At 48.5% G+C, this 22,636-nt stretch carries 17 protein-coding genes and 1 tRNA gene; 7 read left to right on the top strand and 11 right to left on the bottom strand.

The window, feature by feature from the left end; translation table 11 throughout:
* The 5 genes from WC959_09735 to WC959_09715 all read right to left on the bottom strand — a co-directional run.
* On the bottom strand, positions 1 to 361 hold a 361-nt coding region (locus WC959_09735; GenBank protein ID MFA5689409.1), incomplete at its 3' end, for a hypothetical protein.
* 171 nt (positions 362 to 532) lie between these two features.
* On the bottom strand, positions 533 to 1,528 hold the full coding sequence (locus WC959_09730; protein MFA5689408.1) for an NAD(P)-dependent oxidoreductase: 996 nt from the start codon (positions 1,526 to 1,528) through the stop codon (positions 533 to 535).
* A gap of 20 nt (positions 1,529 to 1,548) precedes the next feature.
* Positions 1,549 to 3,750, bottom strand: a complete 2,202-nt coding sequence (locus WC959_09725) for a heparinase II/III family protein (GenBank protein MFA5689407.1) — start codon at positions 3,748 to 3,750, stop codon at positions 1,549 to 1,551.
* A 783-nt stretch (positions 3,751 to 4,533) separates the two neighbouring features.
* A complete protein-coding gene (locus WC959_09720; protein ID MFA5689406.1) occupies positions 4,534 to 5,199 on the bottom strand; it encodes a hypothetical protein in 666 nt (221 codons plus the stop codon).
* Positions 5,200 to 5,285: 86 nt separating this feature from the next.
* The gene (locus tag WC959_09715) at positions 5,286 to 6,026 is read right to left on the bottom strand and encodes a hypothetical protein (protein ID MFA5689405.1); all 741 of its coding nucleotides are present in this window, start codon (positions 6,024 to 6,026) and stop codon (positions 5,286 to 5,288) included.
* A 184-nt stretch (positions 6,027 to 6,210) separates the two neighbouring features.
* Here WC959_09715 and WC959_09710 point away from each other — a divergent pair, with 184 nt between their 5' ends.
* A complete protein-coding gene (locus WC959_09710) occupies positions 6,211 to 7,053 on the top strand; it encodes a PocR ligand-binding domain-containing protein (protein ID MFA5689404.1) in 843 nt (280 codons plus the stop codon).
* 268 nt (positions 7,054 to 7,321) lie between these two features.
* Here WC959_09710 and infB read toward each other — a convergent pair whose 3' ends face one another.
* Positions 7,322 to 9,439, bottom strand: coding sequence for a translation initiation factor IF-2 (gene infB, locus WC959_09705; protein ID MFA5689403.1), 2,118 nt, complete (start codon positions 9,437 to 9,439; stop codon positions 7,322 to 7,324).
* Positions 9,436 to 10,707 (bottom strand): transcription termination factor NusA, encoded by a 1,272-nt coding sequence (gene nusA / locus WC959_09700; GenBank protein ID MFA5689402.1) that lies wholly within the window; start codon positions 10,705 to 10,707, stop codon positions 9,436 to 9,438. Before nusA ends, infB begins: the two co-directional genes overlap by 4 nt.
* Before the next feature lie 287 nt (positions 10,708 to 10,994).
* On the opposite strand from nusA, the gene aroC reads away from it, so the two are divergent.
* Positions 10,995 to 12,083 (top strand): chorismate synthase, encoded by a 1,089-nt coding sequence (aroC, locus tag WC959_09695; GenBank protein ID MFA5689401.1) that lies wholly within the window; start codon positions 10,995 to 10,997, stop codon positions 12,081 to 12,083.
* Between the two features lie 251 nt (positions 12,084 to 12,334).
* On the opposite strand, the gene WC959_09690 is transcribed toward aroC, so the two are convergent.
* Positions 12,335 to 13,120 (bottom strand): TIM barrel protein, encoded by a 786-nt coding sequence (locus WC959_09690; protein ID MFA5689400.1) that lies wholly within the window; start codon positions 13,118 to 13,120, stop codon positions 12,335 to 12,337.
* Between the two features lie 294 nt (positions 13,121 to 13,414).
* On the opposite strand from WC959_09690, the gene WC959_09685 reads away from it, so the two are divergent.
* The 3 genes from WC959_09685 (at position 13,415) to WC959_09675 (ending at position 16,862) form a co-directional block, all read left to right on the top strand.
* The gene (locus tag WC959_09685; protein MFA5689399.1) at positions 13,415 to 14,662 is read left to right on the top strand and encodes a phosphoglycerate kinase; all 1,248 of its coding nucleotides are present in this window, start codon (positions 13,415 to 13,417) and stop codon (positions 14,660 to 14,662) included.
* A gap of 130 nt (positions 14,663 to 14,792) precedes the next feature.
* Complete coding sequence (locus WC959_09680) at positions 14,793 to 15,614, top strand: purine-nucleoside phosphorylase (protein ID MFA5689398.1); 822 nt, start codon at positions 14,793 to 14,795, stop codon at positions 15,612 to 15,614.
* 165 nt (positions 15,615 to 15,779) lie between these two features.
* On the top strand, positions 15,780 to 16,862 hold the full coding sequence (locus WC959_09675) for a 3-isopropylmalate dehydrogenase (GenBank protein MFA5689397.1): 1,083 nt from the start codon (positions 15,780 to 15,782) through the stop codon (positions 16,860 to 16,862).
* A 78-nt stretch (positions 16,863 to 16,940) separates the two neighbouring features.
* Here the strand turns inward: WC959_09675 and WC959_09670 are convergent, their stop codons facing one another.
* The 3 genes from WC959_09670 to WC959_09660 form a co-directional block, all read right to left on the bottom strand.
* Entirely contained in the window at positions 16,941 to 18,428 is a 1,488-nt protein-coding gene (locus WC959_09670) for a DEAD/DEAH box helicase (GenBank protein MFA5689396.1), read from the bottom strand.
* A gap of 192 nt (positions 18,429 to 18,620) precedes the next feature.
* Positions 18,621 to 19,799 (bottom strand): amino acid aminotransferase, encoded by a 1,179-nt coding sequence (locus WC959_09665; protein ID MFA5689395.1) that lies wholly within the window; start codon positions 19,797 to 19,799, stop codon positions 18,621 to 18,623.
* Positions 19,800 to 19,840: 41 nt separating this feature from the next.
* Complete coding sequence (locus tag WC959_09660; protein ID MFA5689394.1) at positions 19,841 to 21,001, bottom strand: nucleoside-diphosphate kinase; 1,161 nt, start codon at positions 20,999 to 21,001, stop codon at positions 19,841 to 19,843.
* An 88-nt stretch (positions 21,002 to 21,089) separates the two neighbouring features.
* Here WC959_09660 and WC959_09655 point away from each other — a divergent pair, with 88 nt between their 5' ends.
* Both WC959_09655 and WC959_09650 read left to right on the top strand, forming a co-directional pair.
* On the top strand, positions 21,090 to 22,349 hold the full coding sequence (locus tag WC959_09655; protein MFA5689393.1) for an RsmB/NOP family class I SAM-dependent RNA methyltransferase: 1,260 nt from the start codon (positions 21,090 to 21,092) through the stop codon (positions 22,347 to 22,349).
* A gap of 115 nt (positions 22,350 to 22,464) precedes the next feature.
* Positions 22,465 to 22,540: transfer RNA gene (locus WC959_09650), tRNA-Phe, on the top strand.
* Positions 22,541 to 22,636 lie beyond the last annotated feature (96 nt).

Below are 22,636 nucleotides of genomic sequence, written 5' to 3'. Positions count from 1 at the left end.
TACATTTCTGTGCAAGTGCCAGATAGGTTGCGTCTTCCTCCACCAGATAGGTAAATGCAGACCAGGCAGCCTGCATCCCGTAATCATAGTGACCACCAACAGCATCACCTCTGTCTCTTATGCTTGGCAAATTCGTTTCAGACAGGAGATTGTCTGCACGAATTTTAACGTAATCGTTATACCATTTATTTTCTTCATTGAGCGCTCGGTGAATGACAATGGGCAGCGTATCCGCATTGAAAAAAAGACGTGGATGATCGTTTCGTATTTCCACCCCAAAAGATTCGGACCCTGTAACATATAGAGTACTACACAAGAGCAATGCTTGTAAGATTAAATTCCTTTTTTTATAAAAATCCATTTTTCCTCTGTCGATTATCTATACTTCATAGAAAATATTTTGGCAGCCCCATCCGCAAAAATCATAATTATTGTTAGGCAGGCTCAATGGGAGTATTCCAAAGTAAAAATTTCCTTTCATCCATCGATCTCTGTGGCAAGTATTAATTTATAGATTTCCTGTCGCTCCATTTCACAGCTGATACGGTTGTACTTGATATTTTAACGGTTCTTTTTTTATAAACCTGATAAAATCTTCGATCATGTAATCTGCCATCCTGATCAGTTCTGAGTTTTTTGCACCGGCAATATGCCCACTTAATTGAATATTGGGTAAAATATAAAGTTTTGATCCATTCGCCGGAGGTTCTGGATATTGCACGTCCAGTAATGCGGTAAGATCCGGGCGTTCTTCCATTACAGCAATCAAGTCAGCTTCATTGATCTGTCGTCCGCGGCCGACATTGATAAATACTGCGCTGTTTATCATACTGCGAAACAACGGGGCATTGAGTATCCCGACATTGTCATCCCGGTCAGGAAAAAGATTAACTATAGCAAACGATGTAGCAAATGCTTCTTCGAGTGAAATCGTTCGATTATATTTGCGTGAAGGAATAATTACCACATCCAGCGCATGAGATTTCAAAAATTCCTGCAACACAGTGGAAATAGTCCCGCTACCCAAAATAGACACCCGATTCCCATAGTTGCCGCATCCTTTGTGGTTATTGGCTTGCAGGGTATGCCAATAGTCAATACATTCACGACTGTTGCGAAAGTAACCGGCGCCGGCAAGCAGGATCTGAGCCAATGCAAATTCTGCAACCGGAACGGCATTGGCCGCAGTAGCGCTACACACAATCACACCCTCTTTTATAAATGGCTCTCGGAAATACTGTGTGGCACCAGCGGCGTAAAAAACTGCTTTGAGATTTTTCATTTGAGCTATCTGTTCACTCGTCAGTACCGGCATTTCCCATGTTGAAAAAATTATTTCCAGATCATGAAGAATTGCTGTGTGGTTTTCAAAATTTTCAGACGTTATGATTTCAGGATAAAAATTTGCAAGTTTTGTTAGCGTTTTACGCCGGTCTGAACCAAAGACCAAATCAATAATATGACTCCCCTGCTTCTCTGCCCATATAACATTGTTGTTAAAAAATGCCGCATTTATTTGTCTTCTCATAATAACATTTTTTTAAAGAATTACGGTTCTGATGAAAAGATTCCAGATTGTAGCTGAATATCGTTTGTGAGTTTTTTTATGAAATTTGTATTCCCTTCACAGGAAATTGTTCCACCAAGCATTCCTTTCCTGTTGAAGGCAAGTTTCCAGCAACGGTCACCGATCTCTATCTTGACTCCATAGTGATCTTTTGTTTGTAATAATTCAGAAACGTTCATTTCTTCAACATTCTGATCAGTCACCTGTAAAACGTGCAGAAAGTAATCGTTGTTTCGTTTATTACGAGGACGAACTTCAACGCGCCACCGCCCGGCCGTTTCATGTTTTTTCATTTCTGCGGCGGTCAAAGGTAAAGGCCAGTTACGACCTGCCGACCAAAATTCTTTCCCTGAACCTCCAACAATTGATAATTTGGCTTTTTCGGGCAGAAGGGTCTGGCAAAACAGACGATTTTTCTCATGGTCAACATAGAATGCGCTGTCAAATAGTTGAGGTTCATTGATTGTATGCAATAACCATGTTTTTGGATATTCAGAACGAGTGCTGTTAACGCGGTCGAAAATCACAAAATAATTCGGCCGCAAAAAAATCATTTGTCGTGTCACCAGGCTGACCTTTTCCGGTAGATCGCCCCCATGAAAATAGCAACCGGTGCCATCGCCTGCGACATATGTATAATCGGTATTGGTTTCAAAAGCTTCCAGTCGGGAGCCTGTAAAATTATGTTGTCCGCCATCCATTTGCAATGCCTTATGGCCAAAATAGCTGGTCACCGGCTCGTTCGGCTGATGTATGAGGATTGTATTATGTGCAACACTTTGTGAATAGTAGTTTGCAATGTGAGGAGCGTTTCGTTCCACTTCCCCATACCGATCTCCGCTGTCAATCGCCAGAAATCCGTCGTTTGAATAAATAATAAAGCTGAGTGCATCAAATTGGCGATGCTGTCTTAGAGCTCCGCCAGCCGCAAACAGGCAGTATACATCTTCGGGGGTAAAACCGGAACACATAAACACCTGTCCCATTTTTTCAAAATTGCGTGCGTTCGGAAGCCGGTTAATATCGCCGGAATCAATCGAGTTAACATCGTTCGTCAACAAAAACGGATAAATAAAATAATCATTTCTCCATCGCTGTAAATTTGTCGGAAGCATTCGCTTAATATGCTTGGCCAGAGTCGCGGTATCCGGATATTTTTGACCAAATAAATCTTCAATGACCGACATATTAGTATACAAAAAATCACGGCTCGATGTGCGATTCCCGTTCATATGATATGAATCACCGTAGCCGTATTCCGCCGGACCATGAAGCGTACGCGATGGAAGCAGATTCCAGAAAACATAGTTCGGCATCAATGCATTATATTGAATTTGGTCAAGAATATCCAGGCCGGTTGCAGATAACAGGGTGTAATAAAAATTCCATTCGGCATAAGGATACCAGCAGGCCACGTAACCCAGCGTCGGTGCTGCGCCTCCTCCGTCATCGCCCGTATAACTCCCGCGATGTTCAATCATGCGCATATTTTCAGTCCAACCCTCGTTGATCCATTCATCAATGAGTTGTGTCTCCACTCCAGATCCGTATGCCACAATACCGATCGGCCACATCAGACCGAGGATTCCATACATACCCTCCTGATAGCTGGACATATGTTCACGATCGATCCATGGATCTGCTGTTTTTACATTGTTTACAACGCGAATTAACCGGGCCAGATATTCGAGCCGGTCTGCTTCAGAGAGATCGTTCCAGAGCCAGTCAATCGCCATAACCAAATGAGTCCGGGAGCAGGAACGCCAGCTGACTTCCTCCTGTTTGCTATAGCACAGTTCATAAAAGTCGAGACTCGTTTCAATACATTTCTGTGCAAGTGCCAGATAGGTTGCGTCTTCCTCCACCAGATAGGTAAATGCAGACCAGGCAGCCTGCATCCCGTAATCATAGTGACCACCAACAGCATCACCTCTGTCTCTTATGCTTGGTAGTTCTTTTTCGTTAAGAAGCCTGACTGCCCGGTTTTTTACATAATGTCTATACCACGCTTTTTCCTCATTAAGCGCACGACTAATTACCGCCGGTAATGTGTCGGCATTAAAAAACAATCGTGGATGGTCCGTCCGGATTTGTTTCTTTTGAAAAACATCTGAAACAGCATATAGACCGCTCAGTAAAATCGCCAAAAATATTATTCCTTGCTTATAATTTAAATTCATCATTTATTTCCTTTTTATTTACATGCTTTTTTTGGTGCTCACATCATTAAGAAATTATTCTGCTAATAGACCATAATTAAAATTATTCCGTAAATAGACCGATTGATAATAAACATGGACAAATTAATGTTTATTTTATCAAATCAATCAGTACTGAAAATTTGTAACTCATATTGCCAATAAATATTAATCTGAGTGCAGTGCTCGTATTCAAACGAAATAAAATTCCATTTTACTTTTTCGGCAAAATCTGTTTATTTTATAGAATTGATGCAGCTATTTGACAGAAAAATCATTCCCATTTACGCAATCGCAGCAGAGCATCAAGGATTCAATCGTAGATGAATGCACTCGAAATATGAACATGGTGATAGTTATGCCGCCGGAATACGACATCCCAAGTACAATGACAGCTGAAAAACCAATCATCGGTATCTATGTGTCTAGAGCTTAGATCCCCGTCAAAGATTTATTAAATTTATTAGACCGAAAACATTGTATGGTTACCGAGCTGCTTCACCGGTGATAATGACATTGATGAGAAGATAATTAGACATATGTTGATCATTAAGAGCAGAAGGATGGAATCAGTTCCGGAAGGAGCTGTAATAAAATAAGCATCCAGTATAGATTATCTAAGCCGATTCAATGCGTGTTTGAACAAACGCTTTAGGTTGTTATAAAAATTCGGAAATAATATTACTCTTTCAGTGATACAGAAATGTCACTGAAAGAGTATATTCGCAAAAACTACAGTTTAAGTCTTGTTTAAGCGGTACTTTAAAATTAGAGCCCGTCTACACTCAGTACCAGATTTTTACAGCTGACTTTCCCCACTGTTCTGTAAAGACCAAATTTGATATATAAAGTCGAACCGGATTCTGCAATCGCGGACACCGCGCTACTGGCAAAAAGGCTTCCATCCAACCAGTATTCCAAATCCCACTGTTCTCCAGTTGTTTTGAGGACGATCGAAAGCTTAACATCTCCTCCACTAAACAAGCTGGCTCTTTCATGCCATCCCGACTGGGCTGCTGTGACATTGCCATTGCGTTGAGCATAAAGCCGTGCAAAACTATTCTTGTCCGGGGCATATTCCAGTTGGTCACCACTTGTACAAAAAGAAATACCAGCCCATCCCGGATTCGAAGGGTTAAAGTTTTCTAATGTAAAATCCGCTGTTAATGTATAAATTTTTCCGGTCTCTACAGTGAACGGAAGAGCAGCGGAACTGTTTGCTGGGCTGTTCCCGTATGCCGATCCATTCCGTTTCCAACTGTAATCAAAGTTCCTGTTATCTGTAGCCCAGACCTCGCTGCCCGGACGGACATCCGGCGCTGCGCCATTCAGGAGTTCCTTTCGCGGCCCATTGAAGTCATCCTGATAGATGACTGATGCATTTACAAATTTTACCAGCAATACCAATAGAACTATTAATCCCGTTTTTTTCATTTTCATCTCCTTATTTCTGTATTAAATGCTGTATTGAAAAGAAAATCTCTGCACATTATGCAGAGATTTTCTTTTCCGGCAGGATACTAGCGCAGATTCCGCCGACGGAAACAAACAAACCCCATCGAAGAAATCAAAAACAGGGTTACGCTACTAGGTTCAGGTATTGCTTCAAAAGTAAAGTTATTGATCGTCGCCTCCCCGACCTGCCTGTAATGGCCGAATTTGATGTATAGCTCTGTTCCCGCTGTCGCGGCAGCAGTGATTGTTTTGCTCTCATAGAGAGTATCATTGAAAAAATATTGCACAGACCAATCCGTACCGATTGTATTAAGAATAATTGAAAGAGTGACATCTCCTCCGGTATAAAGTCTTTGTCTTTTAGTACCGCTGTCCGATACAGCCGTGACATCACCGTTGAGCTGAGCATAAAACCGTAAAAAACTATTTCTGTCCGGCGCATATTCCAGTTCATCACCGCGTGTGCAAAAAGAAATGCCGCACCATGCAGTGTTTGCGGTATCGATTGCTCCCATTGTAAACTCGGCTGTTAATTGATAAATCATGCCAGATTCCAATGTAAAAGGAAGCGCGGCGGAACTGTTTGCTGTAGCATTACTTGCGTTAACCCACCCATCCGCTTTCCAGCTGTAATCAAAGTTCCTGTTATCTGTAGCCCAGACCTCACTGCCCGGACGGACATCCGGCGCTGCACCATGCAGACGATCATCACGTGACCCGCTGAAGTCATCCTGATAGATAATTGATGCACCTGCAAATTTTGTCAGCAGTGCCAATAGAACGATTAACCCTCTTTTTCTCATCATATACCTCCTGTTTCTGTTTTTCGACCGTCCAGTTTCTCATAATCACCCGATTAAGAGATTAACAGACTCCTAAGTCGATTGTTCTGACATAAACTAAATCACAGCAGTGTTATTCCGTAAATAGACTGATTGATAATAAATATGGACAAAATTATGTCATTGTATTAATTTAATGCATAATCAAATGAAAACATCTTCATTTCAGATTGAATATTTGTTGCAACCCAAGGCCAGACAGTTGCTTGGACATTTTTCGTCATTACTTCATTTCCGAACCACATTTTATTCACTGGATGGAGAAGTCGTTTGCGCCGGACTTGACTGCCCATCCAGTAAATATTGTCAACTGCTTTGGACTGCTTCGGAGGGACAATGCGATGCCCAGAATCGCAAAATGTTTAAACAAGTTTTACTGCAGAATAAATGTATCTGTTATACCTGTCATGGTCAACTGACAGAAGCTATTTTGCCGGTAACACTAGGCGACCGGACTATTGGCTTTATTATGATTGGACAGTTCCGGATATTAGGGAAAAACACTTTTTCAATTTCAAAGGATTGGAATCCGAAATCACCTGGCTTTTATCGCAGATTACAGCAGTATTACGAAAAAACACCGATTTATTCACAACAACAAGCCGACAGTATACTCCAGATACTTCAGTTAATGGCGGACTATATAATTACCCATTATCTAATTACTATGAAAGATTTTGATTTAATCCAACCGTTGATTGATCGAATTCAGAATAATCCGGCAGAAACATTAACCATTCAAGAAGCAGCCACATCTATCGGGCGAAGTCCATCCAGTCTTTTCCAGCTTTTCAAGACACTTACCGGGAAGGGATTTCGTCAATTCCAAATCGAATGCAAGCTCAATGAAGCAGATCGTTTACTTAAAATTTTTCCGCAAATTCCGATCAAGGAAATAGCTGAGCAGATGGGATTTACCGATCCGCTGTATTTTTCCCGGCTTTATCGTAAATACCGAGGAGTGTCACCATCATCCCAAAGACTCGGTTAACCGATCAGTAGAGCGTTGCGTTCAAGGCCCGTTGCAAGGCATTTCCATCTCCCAGATAATCGCAAAGAGCAAAACAGTACGTTTGTACACTCACTGTACTGAATTGTAACGGCACCCGAAATCCTGCTTTCTAAGCTCTTTATGAATGTCAAATCAGCACCCGACAAAATCACTAAAATCGACAGAAGGAGCATCAATGTGAAACAGAAAAAATGTGCCGCCTATTCTGTCACGAAAGAAAAACCACTTTTAAGGTAAAGTGTATTAGTCACAGTTTCTGCGCAATTTTTTCGACGGTATAGGCTTCGATGATATCACCTTCTTCAAAGTCGGTGAAGTTATCAGGGCGGATTCCGCATTCCTGTCCGTCGCGCACTTCGGCAGCATCATTCTGGAAGCGTTTAAGTGATCCGATGGTTCCTTTATACATAACATCGCTGCCGCGTTTAATGCGAATACTGGCGCGCGCCGTAATTTTGCCTTCAACCACCATACAGCCGGCGATTTTATTGCGTTTACCCATTTCGAAAACCTGCCGGATCTCAGCTTTGCCGAGCCACGTTTCGCGCAGTTCGGGTTCGAGCAGTCCACTCATCGCCGCTTCAACTTCTTCGAGCAGTTCATAGATGATGCTGTAAAGACGGATTTCAACGTTTTCGCGTTTTGAGGCAGCAGTAATGCCGTTTTCTTTGGCAACGTGAAAACCGAGAATAATGGCGTTGGAGGCGCTTGCAAGCATGACGTCGTTGATCGTGATATTGCCAACGTCGGCAACAAGAATTTTCAGTTTCACTTTATCACTTTTAATGCTTCCAAGTGAGTGTTCAATTGCTTCAACCGAACCCTGGACATCGCATTTAATAATGAGCGGCAGTTCTTTAATCTCGCCCATACCGGCCTGATTGAACAAATCATCGAGTGAAAGTTTATTGCGTACAGCAGACTGATTCAGATCATTGGCTTTGATTTCCGAGAGCATGGTTTCAGAAAGTTCTTTAGCTTCCTTATCAGAAACGCAAACGGAAAATTCATCACCGGCGTTCGGCACGCCGGTTAAGCCAAGACATTTTACGGCGTACGATGGACCGGCGGTACGTACTTTATTACCCTGATCATTGATCAGCGCTTTGATACGCCCCCAGTAGGCGCCGCAAATAACGTTGTCACCGACTTTCAGTGTACCGTCGCGCACAAGCAGTGTGGCGGTCGGTCCCATGCCGGGCTCCATTTGCGCTTCGATGACATAACCCGCCGCGGTTTTACGCGGATTGGCTTTAAGCTCGAGCATTTCTGCTTCCAGAATGATGCGCTCAAGCAGTCCGTCGATTCCATCACCGGTGGCAGCACTGACCGGTACGCAGCCGACACTGCCGCCCCAATCTTCCACCATAATTCCGTTTTCGTTCAACTGCTGTTTAATACGATCCGGATTTGCAGCCGGCAGATCCATTTTATTCATCGCTACAATAATACAAACACCGGCGGCTTTTGCGTGTTTGATGGCTTCGATGGTCTGCGGCATAACGCCGTCGTCGGATGCAACCACAAGGATGGCGATATCCGTCAGATTTGCACCGCGCGCGCGCATGGCAGTGAATGCTGCATGACCGGGCGTGTCGAGAATCGTAATCTGCCGCGCATCCATATCAACGGTATATGCACCGATGTGCTGGGTAATGCCACCGGATTCGCCGGTGACAACTTTTGTATTGCGGATGCGATCAATCAAAGATGTTTTTCCGTGGTCGACGTGTCCCATGAAGGTGACAATCGGCGGACGAATTTCTAAATCTTCCGGACGGTCTCTTTCTCCCGGTGCCGGCGCGGTTTTTTTCTTTGACGCAGCAGTTTCCGCCGGTTGAACGGGCGCTTTCTCTTTTTTCCTGTGTTCAACTGTAAAGCCACGCTTTTCGCCAATTTTTTCGGCGATTTTGATATCTATATCCTGATTGATCGACGCAAAAATATTCATTCGCATCAACTCGGCGATCAGCTGATTCGGCTTCATTCCGAGTTTTTCTGCCAGTTCTTTTACAGCGACCTGCGGTTTCGGAAAAATAATTTCCGTTGAGAGCTCCTCGGGGCCTGCCGGCGTGTCTTCCGCCGGCGCAGGTTCCGGTGCTTTTTCTTCTGTTACCGGTTCAGTTTCGGGTTCCGGCGCGGCCGTAGCGACTGCAACCGGTTTTTCTTCCGGCGCTTTTTTAGCAGCAGTTGCCGCGCGCGCTTCTTCGATGGATGCAAAGCCGAGCTCATCACAGACAACGGCAACTTCTTTCGTGGAAAGAATACTGTCGCTGTTGTCGGCTTGAATTTCGACGTCGCTTAAAATTTCAAGCAGTTCCTCAACGCTTACGTCGAGGTCCGCAGCAAGGTCATGAACTTTCATTCTGTAATTTCACCGTGTTTGGCCGTATAGGCTTTTTCCGCAGCGCTCCAGAAAGCCTGCGCCTGTTCAGAAGTAATTCCTTCGATTTCTTCGAGGTCGGAAAGCTCGGCAGCCAGGATACCTTCAATGGTCAGGAATCCGGCGTAAACCAGTTTCTCCGCCCATTCTTCACCGATGCCTTCAATCGCGGCCAGGCCGGAAACCGCCGCCGCAACGCGTTCCTCAAAATTCATATCCTCTTCGTCTTTATGAATGTCAACACGCCAGCCGATCAGCTTTGAGGTTAGGCGGGCGTTTTGTCCACGTTTTCCGATGGCAAGCGAAAGCTGATCTGCATCGACCGTGACAGTGACGGAGTGCGTCGGCTCATCTATTTCAACTGTTTTCAGTTTTGCCGGCGCTAACGCATTGATCACCAGCGTTTTTATGTCATCGCTCCAGCGGACAATATCAATTTTTTCACCGTTCAGTTCGCGCACAATATTTTTTACACGCATACCGCGCACACCAACGCAGGCGCCGACGGGGTCAACCCGTTCGTCATGCGAAACCACCGCAACTTTACTGCGATAGCCGGCTTCACGCGAGATACCGCGAATTTCCATTGTACCGTCTGCGATTTCAGAAACCTCCAGTTCAAACAGCCGGCGGACAAAATCGGGATGCGCGCGGGAAAGCACAATCTCCGGACCGGATTCACGTTCCTTGATGGAAAGAATATAGGCACGAATCCGCTCGCCGACTTCATATTCTTCTGTCGGAACGCGCTCTTTGGAAGGCATTACGCCTTCGGCGCCGTGATCCAAATCAACAATTACATTGCTGCGCTCAAACCGCCGGACAGTTCCAGTGACGATTTCACCGACGCGATCTTTATAATCGTCGAAGATACGGGATTTTTCCGCCTGACGGATCCGCTGCAGGATGGTCTGTTTCGCTGTCTGCGCGGCGATGCGTCCGAAATTGCGCGGAGTCGATTCAACCTCAATCATTTCATCAAGCTGGGCATTCGGGTCGATGCGGCGTGCTTCTGCCAGACTGACTTCGTTATACCGGTCGTCAACAGCAATAACGACTTTTTTGCTTGCAAAAGCTTTAATATCAAGAGTGTTACGATCGATCCGGACGCAAAGGCTTTCGGCATCAGAGAGATTTTTGTTCGCAACATTCTGCAATGCGGATTCGATCGCTTCGATGATTGTCTCGCGATCCACTCCGCGCTCGCGCTCCATATACTCTACAACGGCATTCAGTTCGTTGTTCATCATTCTCTCCCGATTTCAAAAAACTGCTCATCCGGCTTCCAGTCAAAAAAAGAGCGGGCTGGAAACCCACTCTCTAACCAGAGACCAACTGTGACCGTACATGTTACTGCAACCCCCGCCACAGGTCAAGTGACGTTTCCTGAAGATTTATTGGCAGAAAATCGAGGTGAATTGTAAAAGCAAGTGTCCGGCTGGAGTTTTGAAATGATTTGCCGGACAGTGTTATATTCAGCCGCTTCGTTTCATTCCGTTCTTTTATATTCCCTCTTTTCCATATATAAACCGGAGTCATGAGCAGTAGTTTCGGAACTCTTTTTAAGGTAACCACATTTGGCGAATCGCACGGCAAGGCTGTCGGCGCAATTATTGACGGCTGTCCGGCCAATATGCCGCTGACAGAAATGGATATTCAACCGCAGCTCAACCGGCGGCGGCCGGGACAGAGTATGTTGACAACGCAGCGGAATGAAAAAGACCGGGTAACAATCCTTTCCGGTACAGAAAACGGCAAAACGCTGGGAACGCCGATCATGCTGTGCGTGAATAACACCGATCAACGCCCGGCAGATTATGAAACCATTGAATTTACACCGCGTCCATCGCATGCCGATTTCACCTATTTTGCAAAATACGGTGCGATTTCCCGCAGCGGCGGTGGACGTGCCAGCGCGCGCGAAACGGTGGGGCGCGTTGCCGCCGGTGCGGTCGCAGAAAAATGGCTGCAAATGAATTTCAAAGATCTATCAATCGTTGCATACGTCAGCGCTGTCGGAAAAATTCCGGCACCGGAAGTGGATGTAAACACGCTGACGCGCAGAATGGTGGATGTGAATAATGTCCGCTGTCCGGATTTCGCTGCCGCCGGCAAAATGGTGGATGAAATTGAGGCGGCGAAAACAATGCTCGACTCGGTCGGCGGGATTATCACTTGTATCTGCCGTGGACTTCCCGCTGGGTTTGGCGAACCGGTATTTGATAAACTGGATGCAAAACTCGCGCAGGCTATGTTGTCGATTCCGGCGGTAAAAGGGTTTGAGATCGGCTCCGGTTTTTCCGGCGCGGCGATGCATGGATCAGAACATAATGATTTGTTTGTAATAAAAAACGGGCATATGGGAACTAAAACCAATTTCAGCGGCGGCATCCAAGGAGGAATTTCTAACGGCGAACCGGTTGTCTTTCGCATTGCATTCAAACCGGTGGCAACCATTGCGCGTCCGCAGGAAAGTGTTTCGCTTGAAGGTTGCCCGGTAATCCTCAAAATAAAAGGCCGGCATGATCCGTGTGTGGTCCCGCGTGCCGTTCCGGTGGTAGAAGCGATGGCCGCTCTGGTTATTGCCGACGCCGCCTTACAACAGGCGGCGAGAATGAATGATTAATATGAAATTAATCTGACTTGTATTCATTAATTTAACCTGCCGATAGCGCAGATATCAACGGATAAGAAATTAAGCAGGGAGAGAAGAAAATACACCGGAGTTTTTTACGTGGATGAAGAGTAATTTCGCCTTCTACATCTGCCGGGACCGGCATCCATCCTCCATCTCACTTTTTTTCCTCGTTATCTTTTAATGAATACTGACTACGTTAAATTTATAGCTGCCGAAAATTCCCTTAAACAAAATATACTTTATTTTACCCAGCTCCGCAAAACTTCTGCGTCTTTGAGAAACTGCACCGGATCATCATGACGCACAAATTCAAGTAGTGCATAATGATCCCCGCTGGGAAACAGAATAGAAAAATATTCTTTCCAGTCTGCAGCGCCTTCGTTCAACGGCCGGCGGTCGACCCTGTTGTTCCAGCTTTCTTTCATTGAATCATACAGCCAGTAAAATACATGCAGATTAGCAATGCTGTCTTTCAGCGCATGCAGCCCCTGCAGCCGGTATTGCATATCCGGTCCCCAGTAGATTGGCTGCCAATAGATACACACCGCCGGATGGTTGATATCCTGAAGCAGCTGCTCAGCAGACTCATTGGTTTGGGTCAGTGTGTTATTATGGAACTCAAACGCCAGCCGCACATTTGCCTGCGCCGCCGCATCGGCCGCTTTCAGACATTCACCAATCAGTTTCCGGCGACAGGCTGCATCTGTTTTTTCCGGCGGCAGGCTTCCCGCCCAGATACGAATCAGATCGGTCTTTAACGCCACCGCGCTTTCAAGCACCGGCGCAAAATCCTGTGCACCGCCCTGCCCGTCCAGAATTTTGTAATAAGAGCCGTAAGAAGAAACAGCCAGCCCGGCATCGCGCGTCATTTGTCCGACCTGTTCGGCAGTGGCAATATTTCCCGGCGGCACATGTATATCACCGCCCCACTCAATCGCATCAAGCCCGGCCTGTTTCACTAAATCAATAATCTGTTCGGCAGCAAGCTGCCGGAATGTAATCGAACAAAGACCTGTTTTAATCATAACTTTCCCATAACACTAATATTTACACCACGATCGCGATATTCATTCAGTATTTTGTTTAACACCCTCGCTCATCGATTTAAATAAAATTGTTTGAAAGGAATTCTGCCGCACCGGAATTGCCGCCGGTTTTTCTGAACGGCGGTACCACCGGAGTCAAAAAAATAAAACGGAAAAAAATCTACCGGCGCCGGGATATGCATTTAATAATGCCTTTTTATCAGTCTGGGCTTGTTCGTGCCGAACCGCATTCTTTATAGTCCGGCATCAATTTAACTCTGGAAAGGAGCCGCAATGAATAAGCTGATGCTGAAAGATCTGGATGTGAAAGGTAAACGCGTGCTGATGCGTGTCGATTTTAATGTGCCGGTGAAAGACGGCCGGGTGACGGACGATACGCGCATTACGGCGGCGCTGCCGTCAATTAACTATGTGCTCGATAACGGCGGCTCGCTGGTGCTGATGAGTCACTGCGGACGTCCGAAAGGTCAGAAAAATCCTGAGTTTTCATTAAAGCCGGCGGCAGACCGTCTCGCCGAACTGGTAAATGCCAACGTAACACTGGCGCCGGATGTGGTCGGCCCGGAGGTTAAAGCACTGGTGGATGCCGTAAAGCCCAGTGAAATCATTGTGCTTGAAAATCTCCGCTTTTATCCGGAAGAAGAGGGTAAGGTAAAACTCGCCGACGGCGCAACGGATGCAGAAAAAGCTGCTGCCAAAGCGGATATGAAAGTAAAACAGGACGCATTTGCTAAAGAACTCGCCGGCTACGGCGATGTTTATGTGGACGACGCATTCGGCACCGCGCACCGTGCACACGCATCTATGGCGGTGGTCACCAAATATTTCAAACAGAACGCCGCCGGTTTTCTGCTCGAAAAGGAAATTGAATATCTCGGCAAAGCGCTCGAAAATCCGCAGCGTCCGTTTGTAGCCATTATCGGCGGTGCAAAAATTTCCGGTAAGATTGATGTGGTCACGAATCTGTTGGACAAGTGCGATGCAATTTTGATCGGCGGCGGCATGGCGTACACTTTCTACAAAGCCAAAGGGTTTAACGTCGGCAATTCGCTCGTTGAAGAAGACCGCGTTGAAATGGCGAAAGAGATCCTGCAACGGGCCGAAGCTAAAGGCGTGAAACTGATGCTGCCGGTCGATAATGTTGAAGCAGATAAATTTGACGCTGCGGCGAACACCAGAATTGTCGGCGAAAACATTGATGACGGCTGGATGGCGCTCGATATCGGCCCAAAAACCATCGCGCAGTACAGCGCCGAAATTTTGGGCGCCAAAACCGTTGTCTGGAACGGTCCGATGGGCTGCTTTGAAATGGAACCGTTTGCTAAAGGCACATTTGCAGTCTGCCGGGCAGTGGCCGACTCCGGCAGCATCAGCATTATCGGCGGCGGCGACAGTGTTGCGGCGGTGAACAAATCCGGTCTCGCCAATAAAATGAGTCATGTCTCCACCGGCGGCGGTGCATCGCTCGAATTCATGGAAGGCAAAGCACTGCCCGGCATTGTTGCTCTGACGGACAAATAATTGTCCGCGCTGCTTACCGGACATAATCGTTACGGTCCTGGCATTACGGCGGCCTTATTGGAAACATTATAAAAATTCCCCGGTGATTTTTGGGGTGATTTGATTGGTATTTTGTTTATAATCTCTCTGCATGAACTCAAAAGATAAAATACAACTGGAAGAAGCGGCTCACGCGGTGAAAAAAATCTGGCCGGATGCCAAACCGCGCGCCGGAATTGTACTCGGTTCAGGCTGGGGCGGGACGATTAAGGATTTCCGGATTAAGGATCATATTCCGTACGGAAAAATTCCGCATCTCGGGTTAACCGGCGTAACCGGTCATACGGGGAATCTGATTCGCGCCGAGTTCCGGGAACGTGAAGTTTTTATTTTTCAAGGGCGCCGTCATTATTATGAAGGCGCCGGCTGGGTGCCGGTGGTGCTGCCGGTCTGGATTATGAAACAGTTCGGCATCAAACGTGTACTGCTAACGAATGCCGCCGGCGGAATCCGTGAATATCTCAAGCCCGGAACGCTGGTAGCGATTGAAGACCACATTAGTTTTGTCGCCGGAAATCCGTTGATCGGACCGCACGATCCCGTATTCGGCGAGCGGTTTCCGGATCAGACAACGGTGTATCATCCGCCGTTGCGGCGTTCACTGATGAAAGCCGGCGTGGAATCGTGCGGAACGTATGTAATGACAGCCGGGCCGATGTTTGAAACACCGGCGGAAATCTACGCGTACCGCGTACTCGGCGCCGATATGGTCGGTATGTCCACCGTTCCGGAAGCGCAGCTGGCGTCCGCGCTCGGAATGCGGGTTGCCGGACTGAGCTGCATTTGTAACTGGGCGGCAGGTATCCGCGAGAAAAAGCTGTCGCATTCCGATATTGAAAAAACAGCGGCAAAAGCGATGCCGCGCATGCGGGAGGTATTGCGCAATTTTGTGCTGCAGCTGCGCCGGAAATAATCCGTGACCGCGTTGAAAAACTGATTTCAGCTGCTCCCGCCGCTGTAATAATCAGAACGCTTCTCCGGCAAGCCGGTGAAAAAAACGCCCGCTTCATGAGAAACCGGTTTACGGCGGCGGGAAATCAGATACACTGCAGAGCTTATTTTTGAAAAGGAGTGTCTCATGGCAAAGAGTTATCATATTGCAGTAATCGGCGGCGACGGCACCGGTCCGGAGGTGGCGCGCGAAGGTGTAAAAGTTTTGCAGGCCGCAGCGGATAAGTTCGGCTTCAAAATGAATTTTGAGGAGTTTGATTACGGCGGTGAACGATATCTGCGCACCGGTGAAGTACTGCCGGAAAATGCGGCGGATGAACTGCGTAAATACGATTCGATCTTTCTCGGTGCCATCGGCCATCCGGACGTCAAACCGGGTATTCTTGAAAAAGGCATTCTGCTGAAACTCCGCTTTGAGCTCGACCAGTACATTAATCTGCGCCCGGTCAAGCTGTTTCCCGGCGTTGAAACACCGGTTAAAGACAAAGGCCCGCAGGATATCGACTATGTGATCGTGCGCGAAAACACCGGCGGCATTTATACCGGCATCGGCGGTATTTCTCAAAAAGGCACGCCGGACGAGGTTGCCATTCAGTCGATGGTCTACAACCGTCAGCAGGTTGAGCGCTGCATCCGTTACGCGTTCGAGTATGCGAAGAAAAACGGTAAAAAATCGCGTGGGCTGTCAGATGTTAATACGCTCGGCCTCGTCGGCAAAACCAACGTGCTGACGTATGTGTTTGATTTGTGGGAGCGCGCATTCCACGAAGTCGGTAAAGCCGATTACGCCGATATTCGACGCGACTATTATCACGTCGATGCCACCGTCATGTGGATGGTGAAAAATCCAGAATGGTTTGACGTGCTCGTTACCGGCAATATGTTCGGCGACATCATCACCGACCTCGGCGCCATGACGCAGGGCGGCATGGGAATTGCCGCCGGCGGAAATATTAATCCGGAAGGCGTCAGTATGTTTGAGCCGATCGGCGGTTCCGCGCCGAAATACACCGGACAGAACGTCATCAATCCGCTCGCTGCAATTTGCGCCGGTGCAATGATGCTGCGCGAACTCGGCGAAAACGACGCCGCGAACGCGATTGAAGCTCAGGTCGCCGACGTGACAGCGAACAAACTGAAAAGTCTCGCCGCCGGACGGATGGGCTATTCAACCTCCGAAGTCGGTGACCTCATCGCCGGCGCTTTGTAAAGAGCATGCCAGTTCAAGCGTGGAGCAGACATTCCTGTCTGCTCATACTCATATCCCAAAGAAAAAATTTGCGGTGATTTAATGGCGCCGCCGGGGCGGACGGGTGCCGGAACGGCGTCCGGGTTGCGGCTTTTGAGAACGCCGGATGCGCGGGCCGCGCACGGGTTCGGGCAGTTCAAGCTGAGCAGGCTCAGGCATGATACAGGAAAGATGGTGTCCGAGAAGCTCTTCAATCGCCGGCAGTTCGAAGGATTCCATCTCGCAGGCGAATGTTACAGAGTTGCCTTCTTTACCGGCGCGGCCGGTACGGCCGATACGATGGACATAATCGTCGGGCTGTTTTGGAATATTAAAGTTGATAACGTGCGTGAGGGCGTCAACATGAATCCCGCGACCGGCAACATCGGTGGCGACAAGAATTTTGATTTTCCCCTCTTTAAAATCGGACAGGATATACTGACGCCGGTTTTGCGCCACGGCGCCGGTAAGCATTTCGCAGTCGAAGCCGTAACGGTACAGCTGATCGGAAAGCGCTTCGGCCTGATCGCGCCGGTTGGTAAAAATCAGTACGGAATTATTGTCGACGATCTCATTTTTAAGGATGTTATACAGCAAAGCGAATTTCTGATTATCGGTGACAATGTAAACGCGTTGGTCAACGGTAACGGCGGCGGTATTGTCCGGCTCAATTTCAATTTTACCGGGATTAACCATCCACGCAGATGCCAGCCGCATGACCTCATCATCCAGCGTGGCGCTGAAGAGCAGCGTCTGCCGTTTTTCTTTCGCCGGCGTTTTATAAATAATCCGGCGCACATCGGGAATGAAGCCCATATCGAGCATGCGGTCGGCTTCGTCAATAACCAGAATTTCAACGCCGCGCAGATTCAGTGCGCCCTGACTGGAAAAGTCGATCAATCGTCCCGGTGTGGCGACGATGATATCGACCGGCGCTTCAAGCAGCCGGCGCTGTTTGGCATAATCAATGCCGCCGTAGATGGCGACGGTTTTGAACGGAGTATATTTGCTCAGCTCCAGTGCATCGTCACGAATTTGTGTAGCCAGTTCGCGCGTCGGAGCCAGAATGAGTGCGCGCGGCGTACCGGGCTTTGGTGCACCCTGCGGATTTTTGATAAAATGCGTGAAAATACCGAGCAGAAATGCAGCGGTTTTACCGGTGCCGGTCTGTGCTTTACCGGCCATATCTTTACCGGCGAGTGTAAGCGGCAGGATTTCCGCCTGAATCGGCGTGCAGTATTTAAAACCCAGATCAGCAATCGCGTGCAGAAGTTCGTTCGGCAGATTCAAATCCTGAAACCGGGTTCGGCCCTCTTCCGGCGGTACGTTGAACGATGCCGGATCCCACGGTTTGCGCGCCGGTCTGCGTTTGACCGGTGCCCCGGGTTTTTTATTTTTGCCGGGCGCCCAGGTTTGCGGGGTTTGTTTGGCCGATTTTACTTTACCGGTTTTCAGACCGGATTTACGAACCGGACGCGGTGTATCCTCCGCCGGCGTAATAGTAGTGTTTCGTTTTAAAAAAGAACCGATTTTGCTGAGTAGAGACATAATTTTAATTCTGTTGCTAAAAATTCCGGCGCTTGCCGGATGGAAACGAATTCCAATAAACCGGATATTAGACAGGTTTCTGATTTACTTTACCATATCAAACCGCCGGATTTTGAAATAAGTTATTTCCGGTCAAAAACAGTCAGTATGGTGAAACGCGTCTGCGGCAATACATACATGCGGCTGTTTTATTTACATCGCAAATGCTTCGGCAACAGCGTCGCAAACATAACTGATATTTGCCGGCGTGAGGCCGGCGACGTTGATGCGACCGGAACCGACAATGTAAATTGCTTTTTCTTCGCGCAGAAACTCGACCTGCTTTTTATTCAATCCGCTGAACGAAAACATTCCTTTCTGGCGCGTCATGAACGAACAGTCCATTTTTACACCGCGCTCCTGCAGTCCGGCGGCCAGCGTTGCACGGGCTTCCGCCATCCGGCAGCGCATACCGTCCAGTTCGGCGCGCCACAATTTTGTAAATTCCGGGCTGCCCATGATCGTGGAAACAATCATGCCGCCGTGTGCCGGCGGATTGGAATAGAGTACGCGCGCCTGCGCTTTCATATAGCTTAACGCAATTTCAGCGTCCGCCGGCGCCGTTGCAACGGCGGTCAATGCGCCGACGCGGTCGCGGTAGAGCCCGAAGTTTTTCGAAAAGGAACTCGCAACAAGCAGCTCAATGCCGGCAGCGAGCAGCTTTTCAACACCGATACGGTCGGCTTCCAGTCCGTCGCCAAAGCCCTGATAGGCAAAATCAATCAATGGCGTCCAGCCGTTTGCCTTTGCGATTCCGGCAACGCGATCCCACTGTGCCGGTGTTAAATCAACGCCGGTCGGATTATGACAGCACGCGTGCAGCAGAACAGAATCTCCGGCAGATATTTTCTCGAGTGCGGCAAAAAACCCATTTTCATCCAGCGCTTTGGTATCCGGGTTGTAATATGGATATTCTTTTACTGTCAGACCGGCGGACTGAAAAACATTATGATGGTTTGCCCAGGTCGGAGTGCTGACCCAGATGGTTTTTCCGGTAAACCGCGTGAGCAGTTCCGCTGCGAGCCGCAGTGCGCCGGTGCCGCCGGGTGTGTGTACGGTGGCCGCGCGGCTGTTCTCTGCACCGAAAATTAATCGCTGAACTGCGCAGTCATATTCGGCGGCGCCGGCGATTGGTAGATAATTTTTAGTAATTTCGGTTGCGAAAATTATTTTTTCGGCGGACTGAACCGATGACAGGATCGGCGTGCGGCCGGCGGAATCCTGGTAGACGCCGACGCCCAGATTAACTTTGAAAGCGCGCGAATCTTTTTTAAACGCTTCAGTTAATCCGAGAATGGCATCTTCAGATGCAGCTTCTATATCTCTCCACATACGGCGTATTTCTCCGGAATTTTTAACCGCGGTAAAGTAAACTACACATAGTAGGCGTCAATCCATTTTTTTAAGCCGTTGCGTTCCGGCTTTAAAATGCCCATTTCACGTCTGGCGTTTTCCGGAGAATCGGACGCATGCGCGGCGTTGACCATGATATCGCTGCCGTATTCTTTGCGGACGGAGCCGGGCTGCGCTTTGCGCGGATCGGTCGGACCGAGAATTGTGCGGATTTTATTTACTGCATTATCACCGGCATAAATCAGAATAAAACAGCGTACTGTTCCGGCAGAATTCATCTCATCTTCCGGCACATCCGGCAGCCATTTTCCGGTCATGAAGCGCATAATTTCATAAAACTGATAATCGCCGCAATAGGGGCCGAGTGTGCCGGACAGTGCGTTGCGCACGTCTGCCGGCATCACAAAACCGAATTCTTTTTCAAGTGCCAGGCACGCTTTATCAGTGGTATGGCCGCACAGTTTCTCGCGCAGCACGCTCTGCACCGGACCATAAAATTCTTTGGCTTCCGCCATGCTCATGCGGTGCACCTGCGCACCGATAATGCGCAGGCCGGAGTGCGAAAACAGATCGATAATATTTCCCGGACGCGAGCTCGGAAAACGGAAATTGTCCGGCTTAATAATCACCAGCGTGCGCTGGGCATCCACATTTGCCAGACTGTGTGCATTATTGATGATCCCGCCGTCGGTTTCGGCGTGTTCCTGCCACAGAGCAAGCATCTGTTTCGCAGCGTTTGTGGTTGGCGCAATCAAAACCGCCGGTTCAAAATAAACGAGATTTCCATCCGGACCGCGAACAAAATCACCGTATGTCCCGCGCACGGTGTCGGCAGATTCCTGTGCATCGGCCAAACCGCCGGCGGCGCGGTAAATTTTTTCAATCGTGTTCTCCCCTTCATACAACAGCAGCATCACGCGGCGCGGGCGTCCCGATTCCGTGTCCGGTGCAAATGCGCGCAGTACATAATCCGCCAGGGTATCGCGCCGGTCCGGTGCAATATCTTTCATTGTGCGGAGCTGTTCGGCGAAACGGTTCACAAGGTCATGACCCGGGCCGAACATGCGTGCAGCGACCAGATCCAGGCCTTCAATGCGGCTGAACCGTCCGATAATTCCGCCGGTACGCGACTTGCGTATTGAATGCGGTGTGATCATCACAAATCCAAGCTCCTTCGCCATCGCTGTCCTCCTCAATTCTGTTTTTACATCCCGGCAGACAAATGATTATACTATTCTGAACAATATACCGCCGGAAACAATAAAGTTCATGGAATACGCGAAACAAACAAACGAAAAAATCTATCTTCGGCAAGCCGAAATTTTGCACGGACTGCTCGAAACACTCGTACCGCAGGTGATTGAACAGCAAAAGCCGGCCGACCGGGTACTCGCCGCGTTCTTTAAGCGCCGGCGCGAACTCGGCTCACGCGACCGCCGGTTTCTTTCGGAATGTTTTTTTTCATATTTCCGGTGGCTCGGCTGGACAAACAAAATGGATACAATTTCTAATCCCGTTGAAAAAGCGGCGCTCAGCCGTATGCTCGACGGCGCTGAAATTCATCCGGCACTTGTGCCGTTTGTAAAAGTAGACGCGACGGAGACATCGCGTCTGCATTATTCAGATCTGTTCCCCGCCGGATTTGAAAAACACATTTCAATTCCGGCAGGACGTGAACATGATTTTTACGAATCGCTGCAGCGCCGCCCCCCGGTCTGGCTGCGTTTGCGCTCCGAAAAATTCGAAGCGGTGCTTTCCGCCGCCGGAATACAATTCCGGCAGCATCCGGTGCTCCACAACGCCATTGCACTCGACGCCGGAGTTTCGCTGGCGGCACTCGGCGCCGGCGGACAATACAGTGTACAGGATATCAATTCGCAGGCAGTGGTCGAAATTGCGGCGCCGGAATCCGGATCTGACTGGTGGGACGCCTGTGCCGGTACCGGCGGGAAATCACTGCAGCTTGCCGATAAAATCGGCGGCGCCGGAAAAGTGTTATCAACCGACGTCCGCCAGTCCGCACTGCAAGAGTGTAAAAAACGCGCGCGCGCCGCCGGAATTAAAAATATTCGAACACAACTGCATAATCTTGCCGGAGAGAGGGGCGGGCATTCCTGCCTGATCAAAAACGGCAGACAGGAATGTCTGCCGCACCTGTTCGACGGCGTACTTGTTGACGCGCCGTGTTCGGGCTGGGGAACCTGGAACCGTAATCCCGATGCGCGCTGGCGTTCCGATCTGCGCGATCCGGCACAAAAACGTAATCTGCAGCTCCGCATGCTCGACCGTGCCGCAGAATGCGTAAAACCCGGCGGTGTTCTTGTTTTCGCTGTCTGCACATTCACCGTCGCAGAAACCGGCGAAGTCGTTGCCGGCTTTCTAAAAGATCATCCTGAGTTTTCACTTGCACCGTTTATCAATCCGCTCACCGGGGAACAAACTAACGGCACGCTCCAGCTCTGGCCGTACGACGGACCCGGCTCCGGCATGTTCATCGCAAAATTTGTAAAACAGGAAACGCACTCATAGCCGGACTGTTTCATTCCGGTTTCAGTTTCCTAACGGCAAAACGGATGAGCAGTGCTTCGCGTTGATTTCCGTTGACACATATTCTCATTTTCGTATGATGCGCGTTTCTTTTTCCGGCGGGATAGCTCAGTTGGTAGAGCAAGGGACTGAAAATCCCTGTGTCCCCGGTTCGATTCCGGGTCCCGCCACCACTTAATTCCCTGCCCGACAATAAGTTGTGGAATTTTTTATTTTATCCAGTCCTTTAAGTAAATTGACACAACCATAGCAGGGCGCTCGTGTCAGCG

This window comes from Kiritimatiellales bacterium, from assembly GCA_041656295.1.
Taxonomy (GTDB): domain Bacteria; phylum Verrucomicrobiota; class Kiritimatiellia; order Kiritimatiellales; family Tichowtungiaceae; genus Tichowtungia.
The sequence above is the reverse complement of the archived record's forward strand: the minus strand, read 5'-3'. Positions and strand labels throughout refer to the sequence as shown.

Bases quoted from the DNA above. Each gene is read 5' to 3' on its own strand.
- WC959_09730 (MFA5689408.1), bottom strand. From the start codon at position 1,528: ATGAGAAGACAAATAAATGCGGCATTTTTTAACAACAATGTTATATGG.
- WC959_09725 (MFA5689407.1), bottom strand. From the start codon at position 3,750: ATGATGAATTTAAATTATAAGCAAGGAATAATATTTTTGGCGATTTTA.
- WC959_09720 (MFA5689406.1), bottom strand. From the start codon at position 5,199: ATGAAAAAAACGGGATTAATAGTTCTATTGGTATTGCTGGTAAAATTT.
- WC959_09715 (MFA5689405.1), bottom strand. From the start codon at position 6,026: ATGATGAGAAAAAGAGGGTTAATCGTTCTATTGGCACTGCTGACAAAA.
- WC959_09710 (MFA5689404.1), top strand. From the start codon at position 6,211: ATGAAAACATCTTCATTTCAGATTGAATATTTGTTGCAACCCAAGGCC.
- infB (MFA5689403.1), bottom strand. From the start codon at position 9,439: ATGAAAGTTCATGACCTTGCTGCGGACCTCGACGTAAGCGTTGAGGAA.
- nusA (MFA5689402.1), bottom strand. From the start codon at position 10,707: ATGATGAACAACGAACTGAATGCCGTTGTAGAGTATATGGAGCGCGAG.
- aroC (MFA5689401.1), top strand. From the start codon at position 10,995: ATGAGCAGTAGTTTCGGAACTCTTTTTAAGGTAACCACATTTGGCGAA.
- WC959_09690 (MFA5689400.1), bottom strand. From the start codon at position 13,120: ATGATTAAAACAGGTCTTTGTTCGATTACATTCCGGCAGCTTGCTGCC.
- WC959_09685 (MFA5689399.1), top strand. From the start codon at position 13,415: ATGAATAAGCTGATGCTGAAAGATCTGGATGTGAAAGGTAAACGCGTG.
- WC959_09680 (MFA5689398.1), top strand. From the start codon at position 14,793: ATGAACTCAAAAGATAAAATACAACTGGAAGAAGCGGCTCACGCGGTG.
- WC959_09675 (MFA5689397.1), top strand. From the start codon at position 15,780: ATGGCAAAGAGTTATCATATTGCAGTAATCGGCGGCGACGGCACCGGT.
- WC959_09670 (MFA5689396.1), bottom strand. From the start codon at position 18,428: ATGTCTCTACTCAGCAAAATCGGTTCTTTTTTAAAACGAAACACTACT.
- WC959_09665 (MFA5689395.1), bottom strand. From the start codon at position 19,799: ATGTGGAGAGATATAGAAGCTGCATCTGAAGATGCCATTCTCGGATTA.
- WC959_09660 (MFA5689394.1), bottom strand. From the start codon at position 21,001: ATGGCGAAGGAGCTTGGATTTGTGATGATCACACCGCATTCAATACGC.
- WC959_09655 (MFA5689393.1), top strand. From the start codon at position 21,090: ATGGAATACGCGAAACAAACAAACGAAAAAATCTATCTTCGGCAAGCC.